Genomic DNA, 17,689 nt, shown 5'->3' on the forward strand with positions numbered 1-17,689 from the left:
CGCTACCGGCAGTCGCCTCGGTAATTTTTACTTTCAGCAAAACCCTTGGTGCCGGTATGATCGCGCGCCCGATACACCCGGAAGCCTGAATTCAAATGAAACCCACCTTGATCGCCGCCGCAGAACTCGATCGCATCGATACCTGGGCCAAATACTCCAGCTACATGTGCGGAGGCTGTGTTTCCAGCTGCTGCACGTTACCTGTGGAAGTGAAGATCAAGGATCTGATCCGCATCGGCATCGTCGATGAATTCGAGCGGGGTGATCCGCCCAAGAACATTGCCAAACGCCTGCAAAAGGAAGGGATTGTCGAGCGCTATAATCAGAAGTCAGAAATCTTCACCTTGCAGCGCATGAGCAACAACGACTGCCTGTACCTGGACCGTAAGAGCCGCCTGTGCACCATCTACGACAAGCGCCCGGACACCTGCCGCAACCATCCCAAGATCGGACCGCGCCCAGGCTATTGCGCGTACAAGCCCAAGGATGTGGTACGCCAGGAAAGCGGCTCACTGAAGAACGCCACCAGCGCGCCAGTGCCCAAGTTCTAAATCCTCGCGAGTTGCGGGCTGCCGCCCAAAAGCACAAAACCCGCACAAACAAAAACGCCCCCGGCCTTGCGACCGGGGGCGTTTTTTTCTAGCCGTTCAACTGATCAATCAGTTGCCCGACTTCTTGGCAGCGCGCGTACGCTCGCTTTCGCCAAGGATCTTCTTACGCAAACGAATCGACTTCGGCGTGACTTCGCAAAGCTCGTCTTCCTGAACGAATTCAAGAGCCTGTTCCAGCGTGAAACGGATAGGCGGAACCAGAGCGATGGTTTCGTCTTTACCGGAAGCACGCATGTTGTCGAGCTTCTTGCCCTTGGTAGGGTTTACGCCAAGGTCGTTGTCGCGGCTGTTGATGCCGACGATCTGACCTTCATAAACGTCTTCACCGTGACCCAGGAACAGCTTGCCACGCGCCTGCAGAGTTTCCAGGGAGTAGGTCAGCGCCTTGCCGGTAGCAACCGAAACAAGAACGCCGTTCTGACGGCCAGACATGTCGCCCGACTTCATCACGTCGTAACGGTCGAAGATCGAGGTCAGGATGCCTGCACCGGAAGTGAGGGTCAGGAACTCGTTACGGAAACCGATCAGGCCACGAGCAGGGATGTTGTACTCGAGACGAACACGGCCCTTGCCATCCGGAACCATGTTGGTCAGGTCGCCCTTACGAATACCGATCTGTTCCATGATCGAGCCCTGGGACTCTTCCGGCAGGTCGATGGTCACGTTCTCGTACGGTTCGTGCTTGACGCCGTCAACCATACGGATGATTACTTCCGGACGACCAACGCCCATTTCGAAGCCTTCGCGACGCATGGTTTCGATCAGTACCGAGAGGTGCAGCTCGCCACGACCCGAGACCTTGAACTTGTCAGCGGTGTCGCCTTCTTCAACGCGCAGAGCAACGTTGTACAGCAGCTCCTTGTCCAGACGTTCCTTGATGTTACGGCTGGTGACGAACTTGCCTTCTTTACCGCAGAAAGGCGAATCGTTGACCTGGAAGGTCATGGAAACGGTTGGCTCGTCGACAGTCAACGGCTTCATCGCTTCAACAGTCAGCGGGTCGCAGAGGGTGTCGGAGATGAACAGCTGGTCGAAGCCGCTGATGCAGACGATGTCGCCGGCAGCTGCTTCTTCAACGTCGATACGGTGCAGACCGTGGTGACCCATCAGCTTCAGGATACGACCGTTGCGGCGCTTGCCGTCAGCGTCGATCGCAACAACCTGAGTGTTTGGCTTGATCTTGCCACGTGCAATACGGCCAACACCGATAACACCCAGGAAGCTGTTGTAGTCCAGTGCCGAGATCTGCATCTGGAACGGACCATCACGGTCAACCTGTGGAGCAGGAACGTGATCGACAATCGCCTGGTACAACGGGGTCATGTCTTCGGCCATGTCGGTGTGTTCCAGACCGGCAATACCGTTCAGGGCCGAGGCGTAGACGACTTTGAAGTCCAGCTGTTCTTCGGTGGCACCCAGGTTGTCGAACAGGTCAAAGATCTGGTCTAGAACCCAGTCCGGACGTGCGCCAGGACGGTCAACCTTGTTGATGACCACGATTGGACGCAGGCCGGCTTCGAAAGCCTTCCTGGTCACGAAACGGGTTTGCGGCATAGGGCCGTCCTGGGCATCGACCAGCAGCAGCACGGAGTCAACCATCGACATCACGCGCTCTACTTCACCACCGAAGTCGGCGTGGCCCGGGGTGTCCACGATATTGATGTGGTAGCCATTCCAGTTGATCGCGGTGTTCTTCGCGAGAATGGTAATACCGCGCTCTTTTTCCTGGTCGTTGGAGTCCATCACGCGCTCGTCGTTGAGCTCGCCGCGCTCCAGAGTGCCGGACTGACGCAGGAGTTTGTCTACCAGGGTGGTCTTACCATGGTCAACGTGAGCAATGATGGCGATGTTACGTAGATTTTCGATCACTTGTGTATCTCGATCAGAGGATTCGGTCTGCTGCTTGAAAGGCAGCGATTAACTATTTCGAGTCGGCAAAAGCCGTTACGGCTTGGCGACTGGTGTCGGGGGGCCGGTGACGCAAGCCACAGGCAAACAGCCCCGGGCACTTAGCTCGGTCGATAAACGCGCACATTGGCATGCCCCTCACTGAGCAAATGGTGAGCATGCAGGCGACTCATGACGCCTTTGTCGCAATACAACAGGTACTGGCGTGTGTCATCCAGTCCCTTGAAACGGCTGTTCAATGCATAGAACGGCAGCGTCTGTATCTCCACGCCAGGCACATTCAGCGGCTGGTCTTCCTGGGCATCCGGGTGACGGATGTCGATGATGACCTGGCCGGCCAGCGCCTGACTGACTTCTTCTATGTCGACATTGCGGCTAAGATCGTCGATGACGCGATCGATCGAAACCAGCTTGGCGCGCTCGAGCGCTTGCTCGAGAATCGCCATGTCGAACTGCTTTTCTTCGTACTCAACGCGATTACGCTTGGCGTTGGTTTTCGGGTTGATCGAGATCACCCCGCAATACTCAGGCATGTGCCGGGCAAAATCAGCGGTGCCGATTTCAGTCGCCTGATCCACGATGTCCTGCTTGTGGCTGGCTACCAGAGGACGCAGGACCAGCTTGTCGGTGGCCGCGTCGATCAGCGACAGATTGGGCAGTGTCTGGCTGGCAACCTGTGAAATAGCCTCGCCGGTGACCAGTACGTCGATTTCCAGACGATCAGCCACGGCAGATGCAGCGCGTAACATCATACGCTTCAAAACTACACCCATATGACTGTTATCGACTTTCTGCAGAATTTCTCCGAGAACTTCCTCGAACGGCACGCTGACGAACAGCACGCGCTGCGAGCTGCCGTACTTCTTCCAGATGAAGTGCGCGACTTCCATCACACCCAATTCATGGGCGCGACCGCCCAGATTGAAGAAACAGAAGTGCGCCATAAGGCCACGGCGCATGATCTGGTAAGCGGCGACTGTCGAATCGAAGCCGCCAGACATCAGCACCAGCGTCTGCTCCAGTGCGCCGAGCGGATAGCCGCCCAGGCCCTTGTGCTGATCATGAACCACGAACAACCGTTGGTCGCGAATTTCCATGCGGACCACAAGATCAGGCCTTTTCAGCTCGATTCCGGCCGCGCCGCATTGTTGGCGCAGCTGGCTGCCGACGTATTTTTCGACATCCATGGAGCTGAAATCATGTCGCCCGGCACGCTTGCATCGCACTGAAAACATTTTGCCCGGCAGCAGGTCGGCGTAGTGCGCCTTGCACTTGGCAACGATGTCATCCATGTCGCCCAGCGGGTATTCGGCCACCTGCAGAAAGTTGGCGATGCCGGGCATGCAGCTCAGGCGCTCGGTGATGCCCTGCAGCACTTTCGGGTCTGTCAGCCGGGTCTCGACCTCAAGGTTGTCCCATACGCCACCCACAACAATGTCCGCGTCCAGTTCCCGGAGCACGGTACGAATGTTCTTGCCCAGCTGCCGGATGAACTTCTTGCGCACCGGAGGGCTTTTGATGGTGATTTCTGGGAAAACTTTAACGATTAGTTTCATGGAAACAGTACGTGAGGTGCCGACCAAAAAAGGGGGGCGCGGATTATAGCGGAAATTGCTCAAGGTTTAACCAGTTATCGTACACCCGATCATCGATGCACCAAAAAGATTCGCCGCACCAAATTGAAGCGCCATAACAGTGCGTGTTTTCCCAGAACAAGCGGCTTTTCTCCCTGCAAAGCCTTCATTTGAGGCAAAAAACCCAACACGGGGCACTGGCATGCAAATTGCTCCCTTGTGAGGCAGGTTGCCATGGCAGAGTATTCGCGCCGGCATCACCCAAATTTAAGGGGCCAAAACTATAAGGCGGCCCCTAGCCACCCGGAGGACACCATGTCGAAGTCGGTTCAACTCATCAAAGATCATGACATTAAGTGGATTGATCTGCGCTTCACTGACACCAAGGGCAAGCAGCAGCACGTCACCATGCCTGCACGCGATGCGCTGGAAGACGACTTCTTCGAAGTCGGCAAAATGTTCGACGGTTCCTCCATTGCCGGCTGGAAAGGCATCGAAGCTTCCGACATGATCCTGCTGCCGGATGACGAAACAGCTCTTCTCGATCCGTTCACCGAAGAGCCAACCCTGATCCTGGTTTGCGACGTCATCGAACCCTCGACCATGCAGGGCTATGACCGCGACCCACGCGCCATCGCTCACCGTGCCGAGGAATACCTGAAGTCCACCGGTATCGGTGACACTGTGTTCGTCGGTCCAGAGCCAGAGTTCTTCATCTTCGACGAAGTGAAGTTCAAGTCCGACATCTCCGGTTCCATGTTCAAGATCTTTTCTGAACAGGCTTCCTGGATGACCGACGGCGACGTCGACGGCGGCAACAAAGGCCACCGTCCTGGCGTCAAAGGTGGCTACTTCCCATTACCACCGGTCGACCATGACCACGAAATTCGTACCGCAATGTGCAACGCCCTGGAAGAAATGGGCCAGATCGTGGAAGTTCACCACCACGAAGTTGCCACTGCTGGCCAGAACGAAATCGGCGTGAAATTCAACACGCTGGTCAAGAAGGCTGACGAAGTTCAGACCCTCAAGTACTGCGTACATAACGTTGCCGATGCCTATGGCCGTACTGCTACCTTCATGCCCAAGCCACTGTACGGTGACAACGGTTCGGGTATGCACGTCCACATGTCGATCTCCAAAGATGGCAAGAACACCTTCGCAGGTGAAGGCTATGCCGGTCTGTCCGACACTGCCCTGTTCTTCATCGGCGGCATCATCAAGCACGGCAAGGCTCTGAACGGCTTCACCAACCCGTCGACCAACTCCTACAAGCGTCTGGTCCCAGGTTTCGAAGCTCCGGTCATGCTGGCCTACTCGGCACGTAACCGTTCGGCGTCCATCCGTATTCCTTACGTCTCCAGCCCACGTGGCCGTCGTATCGAAGCGCGCTTCCCGGATCCAGCAGCCAACCCGTACCTGGCGTTCGCTGCACTGTTGATGGCTGGCCTGGACGGCATCCAGAACAAGATCCACCCCGGCGACGCAGCTGACAAAAACCTGTATGACCTGCCGCCTGAAGAGGCGAAAGAGATCCCACAAGTTTGCGGCAGCCTGAAAGAAGCCCTGGAAGAGCTGGACAAAGGTCGTGCATTCCTGACCAAAGGCGGCGTTTTCAGCGACGACTTCATCGATGCTTACATCGAGCTGAAAAGCGAAGAAGAAATCAAGGTTCGCACCTTCGTACACCCACTGGAATACGAGCTGTACTACAGCTGCTGATCCAGTCGCGCCAGCGTTTATGGCGTAACAAGAGGCCTCCTTCGGGAGGTCTTTTTTTGCCTGCGATTCGACGCGTGAAGTTTTTTTCACCTCAAAAGGCTGGCTGCACAAAGGTACTTGGCGTTAACTAGTCTTCCCTTTTGCCAACAGGATGAAGTCCCATGCGCCTGCTACTGAGTGCTTCGCTGCTCACCCTGACCTGCCTGTCTTCAAACGCTGCCTTTGCTGGAGGACAGACCTCTGCGAGCGTTGAGCCGTTGTTGCAGGCCATCAGCGAGCGCCTGACCATTGCCGATCAGGTTGCCTTGAGCAAATGGGACAGCGGCAAGGCCGTCGAAGACCCACCGCGCGAGCAACAGGTCATCACTGCGGCTCAGGCACGCGCAGCCGAATTCAATTTGAATCCGGACGACATTCAGCGATTGTTTCGGGCCCAGATAGAAGCCAACAAATATGTGCAGAATGCTTTGCTGGCTCAGTGGCACGCTGCAGGCAAAGCGCCCGACACCACCAGAAAGAGCCTGACGGACGATATCCGCCCTGCCCTTGACCGATTGCAGACGCAACTGCTGAAAGCCTACGCCGACTTCCAGCCGATTCGCACAACGAATCAGTGCCGGATACTGCTTGATGCAGGGCTCAAGCAACACCTGAAAGATCCGATTCATGACCAGGCACTGGTACTGGCCACTGCAGATCTGTGCCCTGCAAAAATCTGATCCATCAGGCAGATAGCGCAGCATGGGACGATGTGTTCTATGCTGACGGCCTTTGTGCCTTTGGTTGTCGAGAGTCTCATGCGTCAAAGCCTGATGTGCCTGTTGCTGTTGATCAGCCTGCCTGCCGTGGCGCAGATCTATAAATACACCGACGCGAATGGCAATACGGCCTTCAGTAATCAGCCGCCCAATGGGACCAGGTCTGAAGTCGTCGAGTTGCCGCCCCTCAACAGTGTCGAAACACAGGCACCTGTAAGACCCGCGCCAAGCCCTGCCGCACCACCGCCAACCGGGCAAAGTCAGCCAGTGGCGGCTTACGACACGCTGGAACTGACCGATCTGCCAACCGACGAAGCGCTGCGTGCCAACAACGGTTCGTTCATCATCGGCGTCAAAATCCAGCCCCGGCTACAACAGAACCATCGGTTGCAACTGTTGCTGGACGGCAATCTGTATGGGCAGCCTTCCAATCTGCCACGTCTGCAGGCAATCAATATCGACCGTGGCGAGCACAGCTTCGCCGTGGTGGTGAAGGATGGCGAACGCGTGATCCAGCAAAGCCCTACCATCACGCTGACAGTGCAGCGCGTCCACCTCGGTACGCCATGAGGATGCACAGGATGCGAAAGCTGCTGTTGAGCTTGTTGATACTGGCAAGCCTGCCGGCCATGGCTGACGTCTACACCTACGTCGACGCGCAGGACAACCGGGTATTCACCGACCAGCCGCGCAAGAATGCCCAGCGCGTCGACATCCCGCCCAGCAACAACATGACCGGAACGCCGCCTACTCGTACCTTGAAGGCCAGCCCCGCGAAACCTGCGCCCAAGGCGATGTTTCATTACGAGCTGCTGAGGATTCTGGCACCAGAGCCGGATGGCACGGTGAACAGCCCGAGCGGTGACCTGATCGTCACCGTCACCAGCGAGCCGGCGTTACAGCAGGGGCACAGTTATCGGTTGCTGCTGGACGGCAATCCAGTGGGTGAGGCCGGGCGCAGCCCGGTGTTCGCCCTGACTGCCATTGACCGGGGTACGCACCAGCTTTCGGTCGAGATTTTTGACGAGCTGGGTCGGGTTCTGGAGAAAACGCCGAATCAGCCGTTCCATCTGCAACGTGTCACCCTTGCCCAGAAGCGCGCCACCAACCCCTGCAAGGTCGATGAATACGGGGTTCGCCCGGAATGTCCGCTCAAGGACAAACCGAAACCAGAAAGCAGCATCCTGCCTTTCTTCTAAGCTGAAAACGCCCCGCCTCAAGCCAGCCCTTTTTTGGTGCATGATAGGGGGCGTCACGCCACAAGACAGCCCAATTTGGTTCAGAAATGGTCGTCAGTGGGCGCCGTATGCGGGCACATGTGCGAAAAAAGGTCCGATTTTGCAGTTAAAGCGCTTCTTTTCGGAGCCTTGGTTTGTTTTTTGCAACTTCACTGACACAGCACCCTATCAAGCACCGCATCGGTGGTTTTGTTTTTGCTGGCCAAGACCGACCAGCACCAGCACCAGCATTGCGCGATTGCGATGTGCCAAAAGAGGTCAATACGCTTCATGACGATCAGCGACGCGCTGCACAGACTGTTACTGGATAACCTGACCACTGCCACCATTTTGCTCAATGCCGACCTGCGACTTGAGTACATGAACCCGGCGGCGGAGATGCTGCTGGCCATCAGTGGGCAGCGCAGCCATGGGCAGTTCATCAGCGAGCTGTTTACAGAGTCCGCCGAGGCGCTGAGCTCGCTTCGTCAGGCCGTTGAACAGGCTCACCCGTTTACCAAGCGTGAAGCGATGCTCACCGCACTGACCGGCCAGACCCTGACCGTTGACTATGCCGTGACGCCTATCCTGAGCAAGGGCGAAACCCTGCTGCTGCTGGAGGTCCACCCTCGCGACCGCCTGCTGCGCATTACCAAGGAAGAGGCCCAGCTGTCCAAGCAGGAAACCACCAAGATGCTGGTGCGTGGCCTGGCGCACGAAATAAAGAATCCGTTGGGCGGGATTCGCGGCGCGGCGCAACTGCTGGCGCGCGAGCTGCCTGAAGAAAGCCTCAAGGATTACACCAACGTCATCATTGAAGAGGCTGACCGCCTGCGCAATCTGGTCGACCGCATGTTGGGTTCAAACAAGTTGCCATCGCTGGCCATGACCAACGTGCACGAAGTGCTGGAGCGCGTCTGCAGTCTGGTCGAAGCCGAGAGCCAGGGATGCATCACGCTGGTGCGCGACTACGACCCGAGCATCCCGGACGTGTTGATTGACCGAGAGCAAATGATCCAGGCGGTGCTCAATATCGTGCGCAACGCGATGCAAGCGATCAGCGGCCAGAATGAACTGCGCCTGGGCCGCATCACGATGCGTACCCGCGCCATGCGCCAGTTCACCATCGGTCATGTACGTCATCGCCTGGTCAGCAAGATCGAAATCATCGACAACGGCCCCGGTATTCCGGCCGAACTTCAGGAAACCATCTTTTACCCAATGGTCAGTGGCCGCCCGGATGGCACAGGGCTCGGTCTTGCCATCACCCAGAACATCATCAGCCAGCATCAGGGCCTGATCGAGTGTGACAGCCATCCCGGCCACACCACCTTTTCGATCTTCCTGCCGCTGGAACAAGGAGCAGCTTCGACATGAGCCGTAGTGAAACTGTCTGGATCGTAGACGACGATCGTTCCATCCGCTGGGTACTGGAAAAAGCCTTGCAACAGGAAGGCATGACCACGCAAAGCTTCGACAGCGCCGACGGGGTGATGAGTCGCCTGGCGCGTCAGCAACCGGACGTGATCATTTCCGACATCCGTATGCCGGGTGCCAGCGGCCTGGACCTGCTGGCGCGGATTCGCGAACAGCATCCACGTCTGCCGGTCATCATCATGACCGCCCATTCTGACCTCGACAGCGCAGTGGCTTCGTATCAGGGCGGTGCTTTCGAATACCTGCCCAAGCCATTCGATGTCGATGAAGCCGTCTCGCTGGTCAAGCGTGCCAACCAGCATGCTCAGGAGCAGCAAGGCCTGGACGTTGCACCGACCCTGACTCGCACCCCTGAAATCATTGGCGAAGCGCCAGCGATGCAGGAAGTGTTTCGCGCCATCGGCCGTCTGAGCCATTCCAACATTACCGTGCTGATCAACGGCGAGTCCGGGACCGGCAAAGAACTGGTCGCGCACGCCCTGCACCGTCACAGCCCGCGTTCGGCCTCGCCGTTCATCGCGCTGAACATGGCGGCGATCCCCAAGGACCTGATGGAGTCCGAGCTGTTTGGCCACGAAAAAGGCGCCTTTACCGGCGCGGCCAACCTGCGTCGCGGGCGCTTTGAGCAGGCTGACGGCGGCACACTGTTCCTCGACGAAATCGGTGACATGCCTGCCGACACCCAGACACGCCTGTTGCGCGTACTGGCCGATGGCGAGTTCTACCGCGTGGGCGGCCATACGCCGGTCAAGGTGGATGTGCGCATCATCGCGGCGACACACCAGAATCTGGAAACCCTCGTGCAGGCCGGCAAGTTCCGTGAGGACTTGTTTCACCGCCTGAACGTGATCCGCATCCATATTCCGCGCATGTCCGACCGTCGCGAAGACATCCCGACGCTGGCCAAGCACTTCCTGAGCCGCGCTGCTCAGGAACTCGCCGTCGAGCCGAAATTGCTCAAGGCGGAAACCGAGGAATACCTCAAGCACCTGCCATGGCCAGGCAACGTTCGTCAGTTGGAAAACACCTGCCGCTGGATTACCGTGATGGCATCCGGTCGCGAAGTGCATATCAGCGACCTGCCGCCGGAACTGCTGAGCCTTCCACAGGATGCAGCACCGGTCACCAACTGGGAGCAGGCGCTGCGTCAGTGGGCCGATCAGGCTTTGTCGCGCGGTCAATCCAGCCTGCTGGACAGCGCCGTACCGACCTTCGAACGCATCATGATCGAAACCGCCCTCAAACACACCGCAGGCCGCCGTCGCGACGCTGCAGTGTTGCTGGGCTGGGGCCGCAACACTTTGACCCGCAAGATCAAGGAACTGGGCATGAAAGTCGATGGTGGAGACGACGACGAGGCAGACGAAAGCTGATGAATGGCCGGTACATCCCCAGCGGATGTACCGGCCTCTTCGTGAGCATGCTCAGTGACGCGCTGGCGTTACTGCGCCAGCGATGGTTTTTCCCAGAGGTTGATGCTGCCTTCAACCGCGAAACGGTCGATCTCGGCCAGTTCTTCGCTGCTGAACGCGAGGTTTTTCAATGCTCCGACGTTTTCGACGATCTGCTCGGGGCGGCTCGCGCCGATCAGGGCCGACGTCACACGCGGATCACGCAGCGTCCACGCCAGGGCCATTTGCGCCAGGCTCTGACCGCGACGTTGAGCGATCTCGTTGAGTGCGCGTACATGAGCAATGTTCTGCTCGGACAAGTGCGAAGCCTGCAGCGAACCGCCGCCTGGACGGTTGACCCGCGCATCCTGAGGCACGCCGTTGAGGTACTTGTCCGACAGCAGGCCCTGCGCCAGCGCCGTGAAGGCAATGACACCTGCGCCCAGTTCTTCGGTAGCGTCGAGCAGGTCTTTCTCAACCCAGCGGTTGAGCATGTTGTAGGCCGGTTGGTGAATCAGCAGCGGTACTTTCCATTCTTTGAGCAATGCAGCGATTTCCCGGGTCTTGGCGCCGGAATACGAAGAGATTCCGATGTACAAGGCCTTGCCCTGCTGCACGGCAGTTGCCAGCGCACTTGCGGTTTCTTCCAGCGGCGTGTCCGGGTCAAAGCGGTGTGAATAGAAAATATCAACGTAATCCAGGCCCATGCGTTGCAGGCTCTGATCGAGACTTGCGAGCACGTACTTGCGTGAACCGCCGCCCTGCCCATAAGGGCCAGGCCACATGTCCCAGCCCGCCTTGCTGGAAATGATCAGCTCGTCGCGGTACTGCTTGAAGTCTTCGCGCAGCAGGCGACCGAAGTTGATTTCGGCGCTGCCATAGGGCGGGCCATAGTTGTTGGCCAGATCAAAATGGTTGATGCCCAGATCAAACGCGGTGCGCAGCATGGCGCGCTGGGTCTCGATGGGAGTGCTGTCGCCAAAATTGTGCCATAAACCGAGCGACAAGGCCGGCAACACCAGGCCGCTGCGGCCGGTACGGCGATAAGGCATGTCGTTGTAACGATTTTCGGCAGCGATATAGGTCATTGAATCCTCTCTTGTCAGGGGAATGTGCGAGGCATGTCCAGATCATCTGCGGCCAGGCGGTACCTGGCCGGGAGTATCGGAATCATTGTGCGTGCCAAACAGCCTGCTGGATATCGACCCGCTTGGGCACCAGGTGGTTTTCGTAAAACAGATCGGCGGTTGCCTGTTGCGCGCGCACGATATCGGGTGTGATCGGCAGGCTGGGCGACGCAGGCCGGTGGTCAAGATACTGAGTGATGACGGCTTCGGACAAGCCCATGCTGCGCGCCAGGATCTGAATGCTTTCAGTTCGCTGCGAGCGAGTCAGCGCGTCGGCAGCGGTCAGTTCGTCGAGCACCTGCTGAATGAACAGCCCATTGCCCTCGGCAAACGCCCGGCGTGCGGTGTAGAAAGGGCCAGACAAACCAAGACCTTCGCCATTCGCCAGCAGTCGACTATGACCTTCGTTGAGCGCAATGGAATAGTACGGGTCCCAGATTGCCCAGGCGTCGACACTGCCGTTTTCAAACGCGGCACGGGCATCGGCCGGGGTCAGGTAAATCGGCTGAATGTCCTTGAGCGTCAGGCCAGCCTTGTTCAAGACCCGCAACACCACGTTATGAGCGCTGGAGCCTTTCTGGAACGCCACTTTACGCCCCTTCAACTCGGCCACGCTGTGCAGCGGACTTTCGTTGCGCACCAGAATGGTTTCGGCCTGCGGCTTGGACGGTTCCGCACCGATATAGACCAGGTCAGCGCCGGCCACCTGAGCGAAAATCGGTGGAATGTCACCGGTCGATGCAATGTCCAGACTGCCAATATTCAAGGCCTCCAGCATCTGCGGCCCTGCAGGGAACTCGATCCACTTGATGTTCGTGTTCGCAAAGCGTTTTTCGAGCAAGCCGTGCTCTTTAGCCAGCACCAATGTAATCGAGCCTTTCTGATAGCCGATGCGCAGGGTGTCAGGCTCGCTGGCTGCTGCGCTGTTGAACAGGCCGCTGAATGCAAGAATCGCGGCGATGAGTGCAAAGGGTTTCATGGGTGACTCCTTGTGAATCAATGATCGTTGTGTCTGTTGACCGGGCGCTGAAGACCGAGGTTTTCACGCAGCGTCGTGCCTTCGTATTCGGTCCGGAACACGCCTCGACGCTGCAGCTCCGGCACCAGCAGGCGCGCCACATCTTCCAGGCCACCAGGCAAATGAGGCACCAGCACATTGAAGCCGTCGGCAGCCCCTTGTTCGAACCAGGTCTGCAGCTCATCAGCGATCTGCTCTGGCGTGCCGATCAGGCTGTAGTGCCCTCGCCCACCGGCGATGCGCCGCCCCAGTTGCGCCAGCGTGAGGTTTTCCTGATCAGCCAGTTCGGTGAGCAGTTTCTGACGGCTGCGCTGGCCGCTGTCGGTCAGCGGCAAGTCAGGTAACGGACCGTCGAACGGATAACCCGACAGGTCGAAGTTACCCAGCATACGGCCCAACAGTGCGACGCCGACTTCGGGCTCGACCAGGTCTTGAAACGACTCGAATCTGGCTTTGGCCAATGCCTCGGTTTCGGCCACGACGATAAATACGCCGGGCATGATCTTCACCGAGTCAGCGCTACGCCCGTAGGCGCCCAACCGCCTCTTGATGTCCGCGTAGAACGCTTGCGCGCTGGCCAGTGAAGTTTGTGCGGTGAACACCACTTCTGCGGTCTGCGCCGCCAGGTCACGGCCGACCTCCGAAGAGCCGGCCTGCACCAGCACCGGCTGCCCCTGCGGCGAGCGCGCCACATTCAGTGGGCCCCTGACCTTGAAGTGTTCGCCCTGATGGTCGAGCACATGCAGGCCCTCGGGGTCGTAGTACTGACCACTGGCTTTGTCGCGCGTAAATGCATCGTCGGCCCAGCTGTCCCAGAGGCCGGTGACTACCTGATGAAACTCACGCGCACGGCTGTAGCGTTCGGCGTGGTTGACGTGCTCGGTGCGACCGAAGTTCTGCGCTTCGGCAGCCGCATCGGAGGTCACCAGATTCCAGCCCGCCCGTCCGCCGGACAAGTGATCCAGCGAGGCGAACTTGCGGGCCACGTGATACGGCTCATTGTAGGTCGTGGTGGCCGTGGCGATCAGCCCGATATGGTCAGTGACCGCACTCAGTGCCGAGAGCAGCGTCAGCGGCTCGAAATGGTCGGAACGCGCCATGCGACTGGCGATATCACCTGTCGCGGCTGCAACGCTGTCCGCCACGAACAGCGTGTCGAATCTGGCCGCCTCGGCCACTTGCGCCAGATGCTTGTAGTGTTTGAAATCCAGCCCAGCGTCGGCAGGCACTTCCGGGTGACGCCAGGCAGCAACGTGGTGCCCGGTGGCCATCAGAAAAGCGCCCAGTTTCATTTGCCGAACAGTCGTGCTCATACCCACTCCTTACGATTCATTGCCGGGTCGTCGCGCACAACGGCTCAAAAATCCTTGCGCACCTGCACGCCGAAATAACGCTCGTCATCGCGCGGTACAGATCGGTAAACGTAGTTTCCACCGGTCGCGAGCATCGGCGAGTAGGACTTGTCGGCGAGGTTCTTGCCGAGCAGCGCGACACGCCAGCCGCTGTTGTAGTCAGCCAACGCAACGCTCGCGTTCCAGATACCGTAAGCGCCCTGTCTGGTGTCGGGGTTCTGGCTGATGTCGTACTGCACTTCGCTCTGCCAGCTGTAGTCGGTGCCCAGTTCGATATCCAGCCCATTGTCGAGCGGGATGGTGTAATCGGCGCGCACATAGCTCTTCCAGTCGGGACTGTAAGGCAACGTCTTGCCATCGACATTGCACGACGCCGCTGCGCCTGCCGGGCAGGCGAAGGTGTCAATACGGGCGCGGGTGTAAGACAGAGCGCCGGAAAACTTGAGGTTATGCGTGGCTTGCAGCGCGTAATCCAGCTCCACACCTTCGGTGCTGACGCTGCCTGCGTTGATCAACCGCGTCACGATCTGCCCGGCGACGCTGTCGAAAAAGTTCGCCTGATAGTTGTCGTAATCGCTGTGGAATACCGCAAGGTTGGTGGTCAGACGATTGTTCCAACTGGTCGCCTTGATACCGACTTCCCATGTGTTGGAGGTCTCTGGCTTGAGGGCATCCGTGTCACGCGGCTGCATGTTGAAAAATACGTTGTAAGCCGGGCCTTTGTAGCCACGCGAATAGGTGATGTAGCTGGTCACGCTGTCACTGAGGTCGTATTGCAGGCCTAGCCGGCCGGACTTGCCGTCTTCGTCCACCGAACCAGAGCTGCTGGTTGCTGGCTGAATACCACTGACCGTAGTGGCGGACGTGGAGACGCGGCGATGGTCGTATTCCAGATCGTCATGGGTCCAGCGCAGCCCGGCAATCGCACGGAAATCCGGGGTGAAATTGAAAGTGCTTTCGCCAAATACTGAATAACTTTCGTTGGTGGTGCTGTAGTCCGCAATACCGCGGTCGCGGCTTGTCGGCGTGATCAGCGTGCGCTGATAGGTTTCGTCGCTTTTGCCGTGCAGGTAGAACAGGCCACCCACGTATTCCACAAACTGCCCCTTCGGAGACGCAAGGCGCAGCTCCTGCGAGTACTGGTTGTATTCCAGGTCGCCTTTGTCTTCGGTGCCGGGGAATGCGGCGGTAATGTTGCCGAGGCGGTCGCCGTCCTGATATTGGGTGTTGTCCCAGCCGCGCCATGCCGTAATCGACGTGAGGGTGTAATCACCCAGTTGCCAGTCCAGTTGGCCGGAAAGCCCCTTGTTGATGTCCTCGACATGGCTGCGGTAATCGCTGACCACATTGCGGTTGTCGCTGTCGGCCCGCACCGGCGACAGCGCGCTGGCAAACGCCGGAGTCAATGCCTTGCTGACCACGCCGTTGGGCGCGTCGTCGTGAGACTGCATGTAATCCGCTGCGAGCGTGAAGGTTATGTCGTCGTTGGGCGTGAACTCCAGTTTGCCGCGTGCGCCCTTGCGGTTGTAGCCGTTGACCTCCTGACCATTGAGCTTGTTGTCGACGTTACCGTCGTAGCTGCCGAACAAGGTAGTGACCGAGCCTTTGAGGGTCTGCGGGATCAGGCTGCCGCCAATGCCAAAACGGGTGCGACTTTCGTTGCCGCTGTAATACGACTGGTCGATGTAACCGTGGGTCTCTTCGGTGGGCGCCTTGGTGGTCACGTTCAGCACGCCTGCCGACGCATTTTTGCCGAACAACGTGCCTTGCGGCCCGCGCAGCACTTCGATGCGCTCAAGGTCCAGCAGGTCCAGCAGGTCCAGCAGGTCCAGCGTGGCCTGCCCCGGACGGCCGTAGACCACGCCATCAATCACGGTCGCCACGGTAGGCTCGACGCCTGGCGAAGTAGAAATGGTGCCGACGCCGCGAATGAACAGCGACGTGTCCTTGTTCGAAGCCCCGGTTCTGAAGTTCAGCGAAGGCACTTGCTGCACGATGCTGGCAACGCCGTTGCGGTTGTCACGCTCCAGTTGTTCGCCCTGAATCACCGAGACTGCCACCGGCACCTTCTGCAGCGACTCTTCGCGACGTGTGGCGGTTACCGTCACAGACTCAAGCGTTGGCGCTTCGGCGCTTGGTGCTGGCTGGATGTCAGCCATCGCAGAACCGAACGGCAATGCCGTCAGCCCCATCAATAACCAGCCATAACGGCGCCCCCGCACCGTGTGGACCTGATCGATGGCTTGCGCCAGTAGCGTGTGTTTGACGCGATCCCCAAGTGTTGTGTGCATCTGCGTGCCTGCCTGAAATATGCCCTGATCCGACAGTGCAGTGAGCACTGACGCCTTTTTGTGTACTGGCTAAACCGGGTCCAGGCATTCGCGGTGGCGAGTAGCAGACAAACCGTCTTTGTTAGCGCTAACATCCCAAGTATCAGGAAACGGCAGATAGATCGTCCAATACTGAAAAATTACTTTTATATTCTTTTTACTTTTATGCGAAGTGACGAGCATGGTTGAGCAGATACCTGCAACACGTAAACGCCGAGGTGCAGGCCGCGTGACGATTACCGCTGTGGCCACGCATGCCGGTGTGTCGGCCATCACCGTATCGCGCTACTTCAACCAGCCGGAGCAGGTTTCGCCGGAACGGCGCGAGCGCATCGCCCTGGCGGTGAATGAGTTGGGTTATGTGCCCAATCTGGTCGCCGGTGGTCTGGCGTCGGCACGTAGCCGCGTGGTGGGCATGGTGATCCCGAACATCTCCGGCCCGATCTTTGCCAACACGATTCAGGGTTTCAGCGACACCTTGAGCCAGCACGGTTTCCAGCTACTGCTGGCCTCCAGCTACTTCTCGGCCGAACAGGAAGAAAGCGCTGTGCGCGCGTTTCTGGGCTGGTCGCCAGCCGCACTGGTGCTGACCAGCCACTTCCACAGCGCCGCCACCGAAAAAATGATCGAGCAGGCCGACATCCCGGTGATCGAAACCTGGGACCATCAGCCGCAGCGCAGCCCTATCCAGATTGGTTTTTCACACTACGAAGTGGGCGTTACCGCTGCTCGTTACCTGCATGGCAAGGGCTATACACGCATGGCGTTCGTGCAGAACAGCATGGCGGGTGACTTCAGCGCACTGGAGCGCCGTGACGGCTTTATAAAAACGCTGGAGGCCTTGGGGCAGAAGCCGCTGGCGTTTGTCCCGGACCCAGGACGAACGCCGTTCGAGGCTGGCAAACAGGCCATGGACACCTTGATGAACGAATCGCATCGGCCTGATGCAATCTTCTTCGCCAACGACAACCTGGCGGCGGGTGGCCTGTTGGCCAGCCAGCGCGCAGGCTTGCGCATCCCGCAGGACTGCGCAGTGATGGGCTTTGGAGATTACGCGTTCGCAGAAATGATGCTGCCCAGCCTGACCACAATCAAGCCGCCAGCACTTGAAATAGGCGTGCTGGCCGCCAGACGCGTGCTTGAAAGCCTTGGCGTAATACCCGTGGAAGGCGAGATACAGCGGCTCAATTTGCTGGAGTGCAGCCTGATCGAGCGGGAAAGCAGTTGAGCACGTCGGTGCTCAA

General features: G+C 58.5%; 14 protein-coding genes. 8 read left to right on the forward strand and 6 right to left on the reverse strand.

Going from position 1 to position 17,689, the window contains the following annotated elements; genetic code table 11:
• Window positions 1–95: 95 nt before the first annotated feature.
• The gene (locus tag KDX37_RS20135) at window positions 96–551 is read left to right on the forward strand and encodes a YkgJ family cysteine cluster protein (protein WP_231654464.1); all 456 of its coding nucleotides are present in this window, start codon (window positions 96–98) and stop codon (window positions 549–551) included.
• 108 nt (window positions 552–659) lie between these two features.
• Here the strand turns inward: KDX37_RS20135 and typA are convergent, their stop codons facing one another.
• On the reverse strand, window positions 660–2,480 hold the full coding sequence (gene typA, locus KDX37_RS20140; protein WP_231654465.1) for a translational GTPase TypA: 1,821 nt from the start codon (window positions 2,478–2,480) through the stop codon (window positions 660–662).
• 140 nt (window positions 2,481–2,620) lie between these two features.
• Entirely contained in the window at window positions 2,621–4,075 is a 1,455-nt protein-coding gene (gene thiI, locus KDX37_RS20145; RefSeq protein WP_231654466.1) for a tRNA uracil 4-sulfurtransferase ThiI, read from the reverse strand.
• 333 nt (window positions 4,076–4,408) lie between these two features.
• Between thiI and glnA the strand changes: the two genes are divergently transcribed.
• The 6 genes from glnA (at window position 4,409) to ntrC (ending at window position 10,600) form a co-directional block, all read left to right on the forward strand.
• Complete coding sequence (gene glnA, locus KDX37_RS20150) at window positions 4,409–5,815, forward strand: glutamate--ammonia ligase (RefSeq protein ID WP_231654467.1); 1,407 nt, start codon at window positions 4,409–4,411, stop codon at window positions 5,813–5,815.
• 161 nt (window positions 5,816–5,976) lie between these two features.
• Window positions 5,977–6,534 carry a chorismate mutase gene (locus KDX37_RS20155; RefSeq protein ID WP_231654468.1) on the forward strand — a complete coding sequence of 186 codons (558 nt, stop codon included), beginning with the start codon at window positions 5,977–5,979 and terminating at the stop codon, window positions 6,532–6,534.
• Window positions 6,535–6,612: 78 nt separating this feature from the next.
• Window positions 6,613–7,143: a DUF4124 domain-containing protein gene (locus tag KDX37_RS20160; protein ID WP_319941708.1), complete on the forward strand. Its 531-nt coding sequence runs from the start codon at window positions 6,613–6,615 to the stop codon at window positions 7,141–7,143.
• 11 nt (window positions 7,144–7,154) lie between these two features.
• Entirely contained in the window at window positions 7,155–7,772 is a 618-nt protein-coding gene (locus KDX37_RS20165) for a DUF4124 domain-containing protein (RefSeq protein ID WP_231654470.1), read from the forward strand.
• A 309-nt stretch (window positions 7,773–8,081) separates the two neighbouring features.
• The gene (glnL, locus tag KDX37_RS20170) at window positions 8,082–9,167 is read left to right on the forward strand and encodes a nitrogen regulation protein NR(II) (RefSeq protein ID WP_024686098.1); all 1,086 of its coding nucleotides are present in this window, start codon (window positions 8,082–8,084) and stop codon (window positions 9,165–9,167) included.
• Window positions 9,164–10,600 (forward strand): nitrogen regulation protein NR(I), encoded by a 1,437-nt coding sequence (ntrC, locus tag KDX37_RS20175; protein ID WP_231654471.1) that lies wholly within the window; start codon window positions 9,164–9,166, stop codon window positions 10,598–10,600. Before glnL ends, ntrC begins: the two co-directional genes overlap by 4 nt.
• Window positions 10,601–10,668: 68 nt before the next feature.
• Here ntrC and mgrA read toward each other — a convergent pair whose 3' ends face one another.
• The 4 genes from mgrA to KDX37_RS20195 form a co-directional block, all read right to left on the reverse strand.
• Window positions 10,669–11,706 (reverse strand): L-glyceraldehyde 3-phosphate reductase, encoded by a 1,038-nt coding sequence (gene mgrA / locus KDX37_RS20180; protein WP_231654472.1) that lies wholly within the window; start codon window positions 11,704–11,706, stop codon window positions 10,669–10,671.
• A gap of 82 nt (window positions 11,707–11,788) precedes the next feature.
• Complete coding sequence (locus KDX37_RS20185) at window positions 11,789–12,724, reverse strand: sulfonate ABC transporter substrate-binding protein (RefSeq protein ID WP_231654473.1); 936 nt, start codon at window positions 12,722–12,724, stop codon at window positions 11,789–11,791.
• 17 nt (window positions 12,725–12,741) lie between these two features.
• The gene (locus KDX37_RS20190) at window positions 12,742–14,076 is read right to left on the reverse strand and encodes an LLM class flavin-dependent oxidoreductase (RefSeq protein WP_231654474.1); all 1,335 of its coding nucleotides are present in this window, start codon (window positions 14,074–14,076) and stop codon (window positions 12,742–12,744) included.
• A gap of 44 nt (window positions 14,077–14,120) precedes the next feature.
• Complete coding sequence (locus KDX37_RS20195; protein WP_406642897.1) at window positions 14,121–16,454, reverse strand: TonB-dependent receptor; 2,334 nt, start codon at window positions 16,452–16,454, stop codon at window positions 14,121–14,123.
• 172 nt (window positions 16,455–16,626) lie between these two features.
• Here KDX37_RS20195 and KDX37_RS20200 point away from each other — a divergent pair, with 172 nt between their 5' ends.
• Window positions 16,627–17,673, forward strand: a complete 1,047-nt coding sequence (locus KDX37_RS20200) for a LacI family DNA-binding transcriptional regulator (RefSeq protein WP_231654476.1) — start codon at window positions 16,627–16,629, stop codon at window positions 17,671–17,673.
• The last annotated feature ends 16 nt before the right edge of the window (window positions 17,674–17,689 follow it).

Origin of the sequence: Pseudomonas californiensis, assembly GCF_021147775.1 — a bacterium.
Classification (GTDB): domain Bacteria; phylum Pseudomonadota; class Gammaproteobacteria; order Pseudomonadales; family Pseudomonadaceae; genus Aquipseudomonas; species Aquipseudomonas californiensis.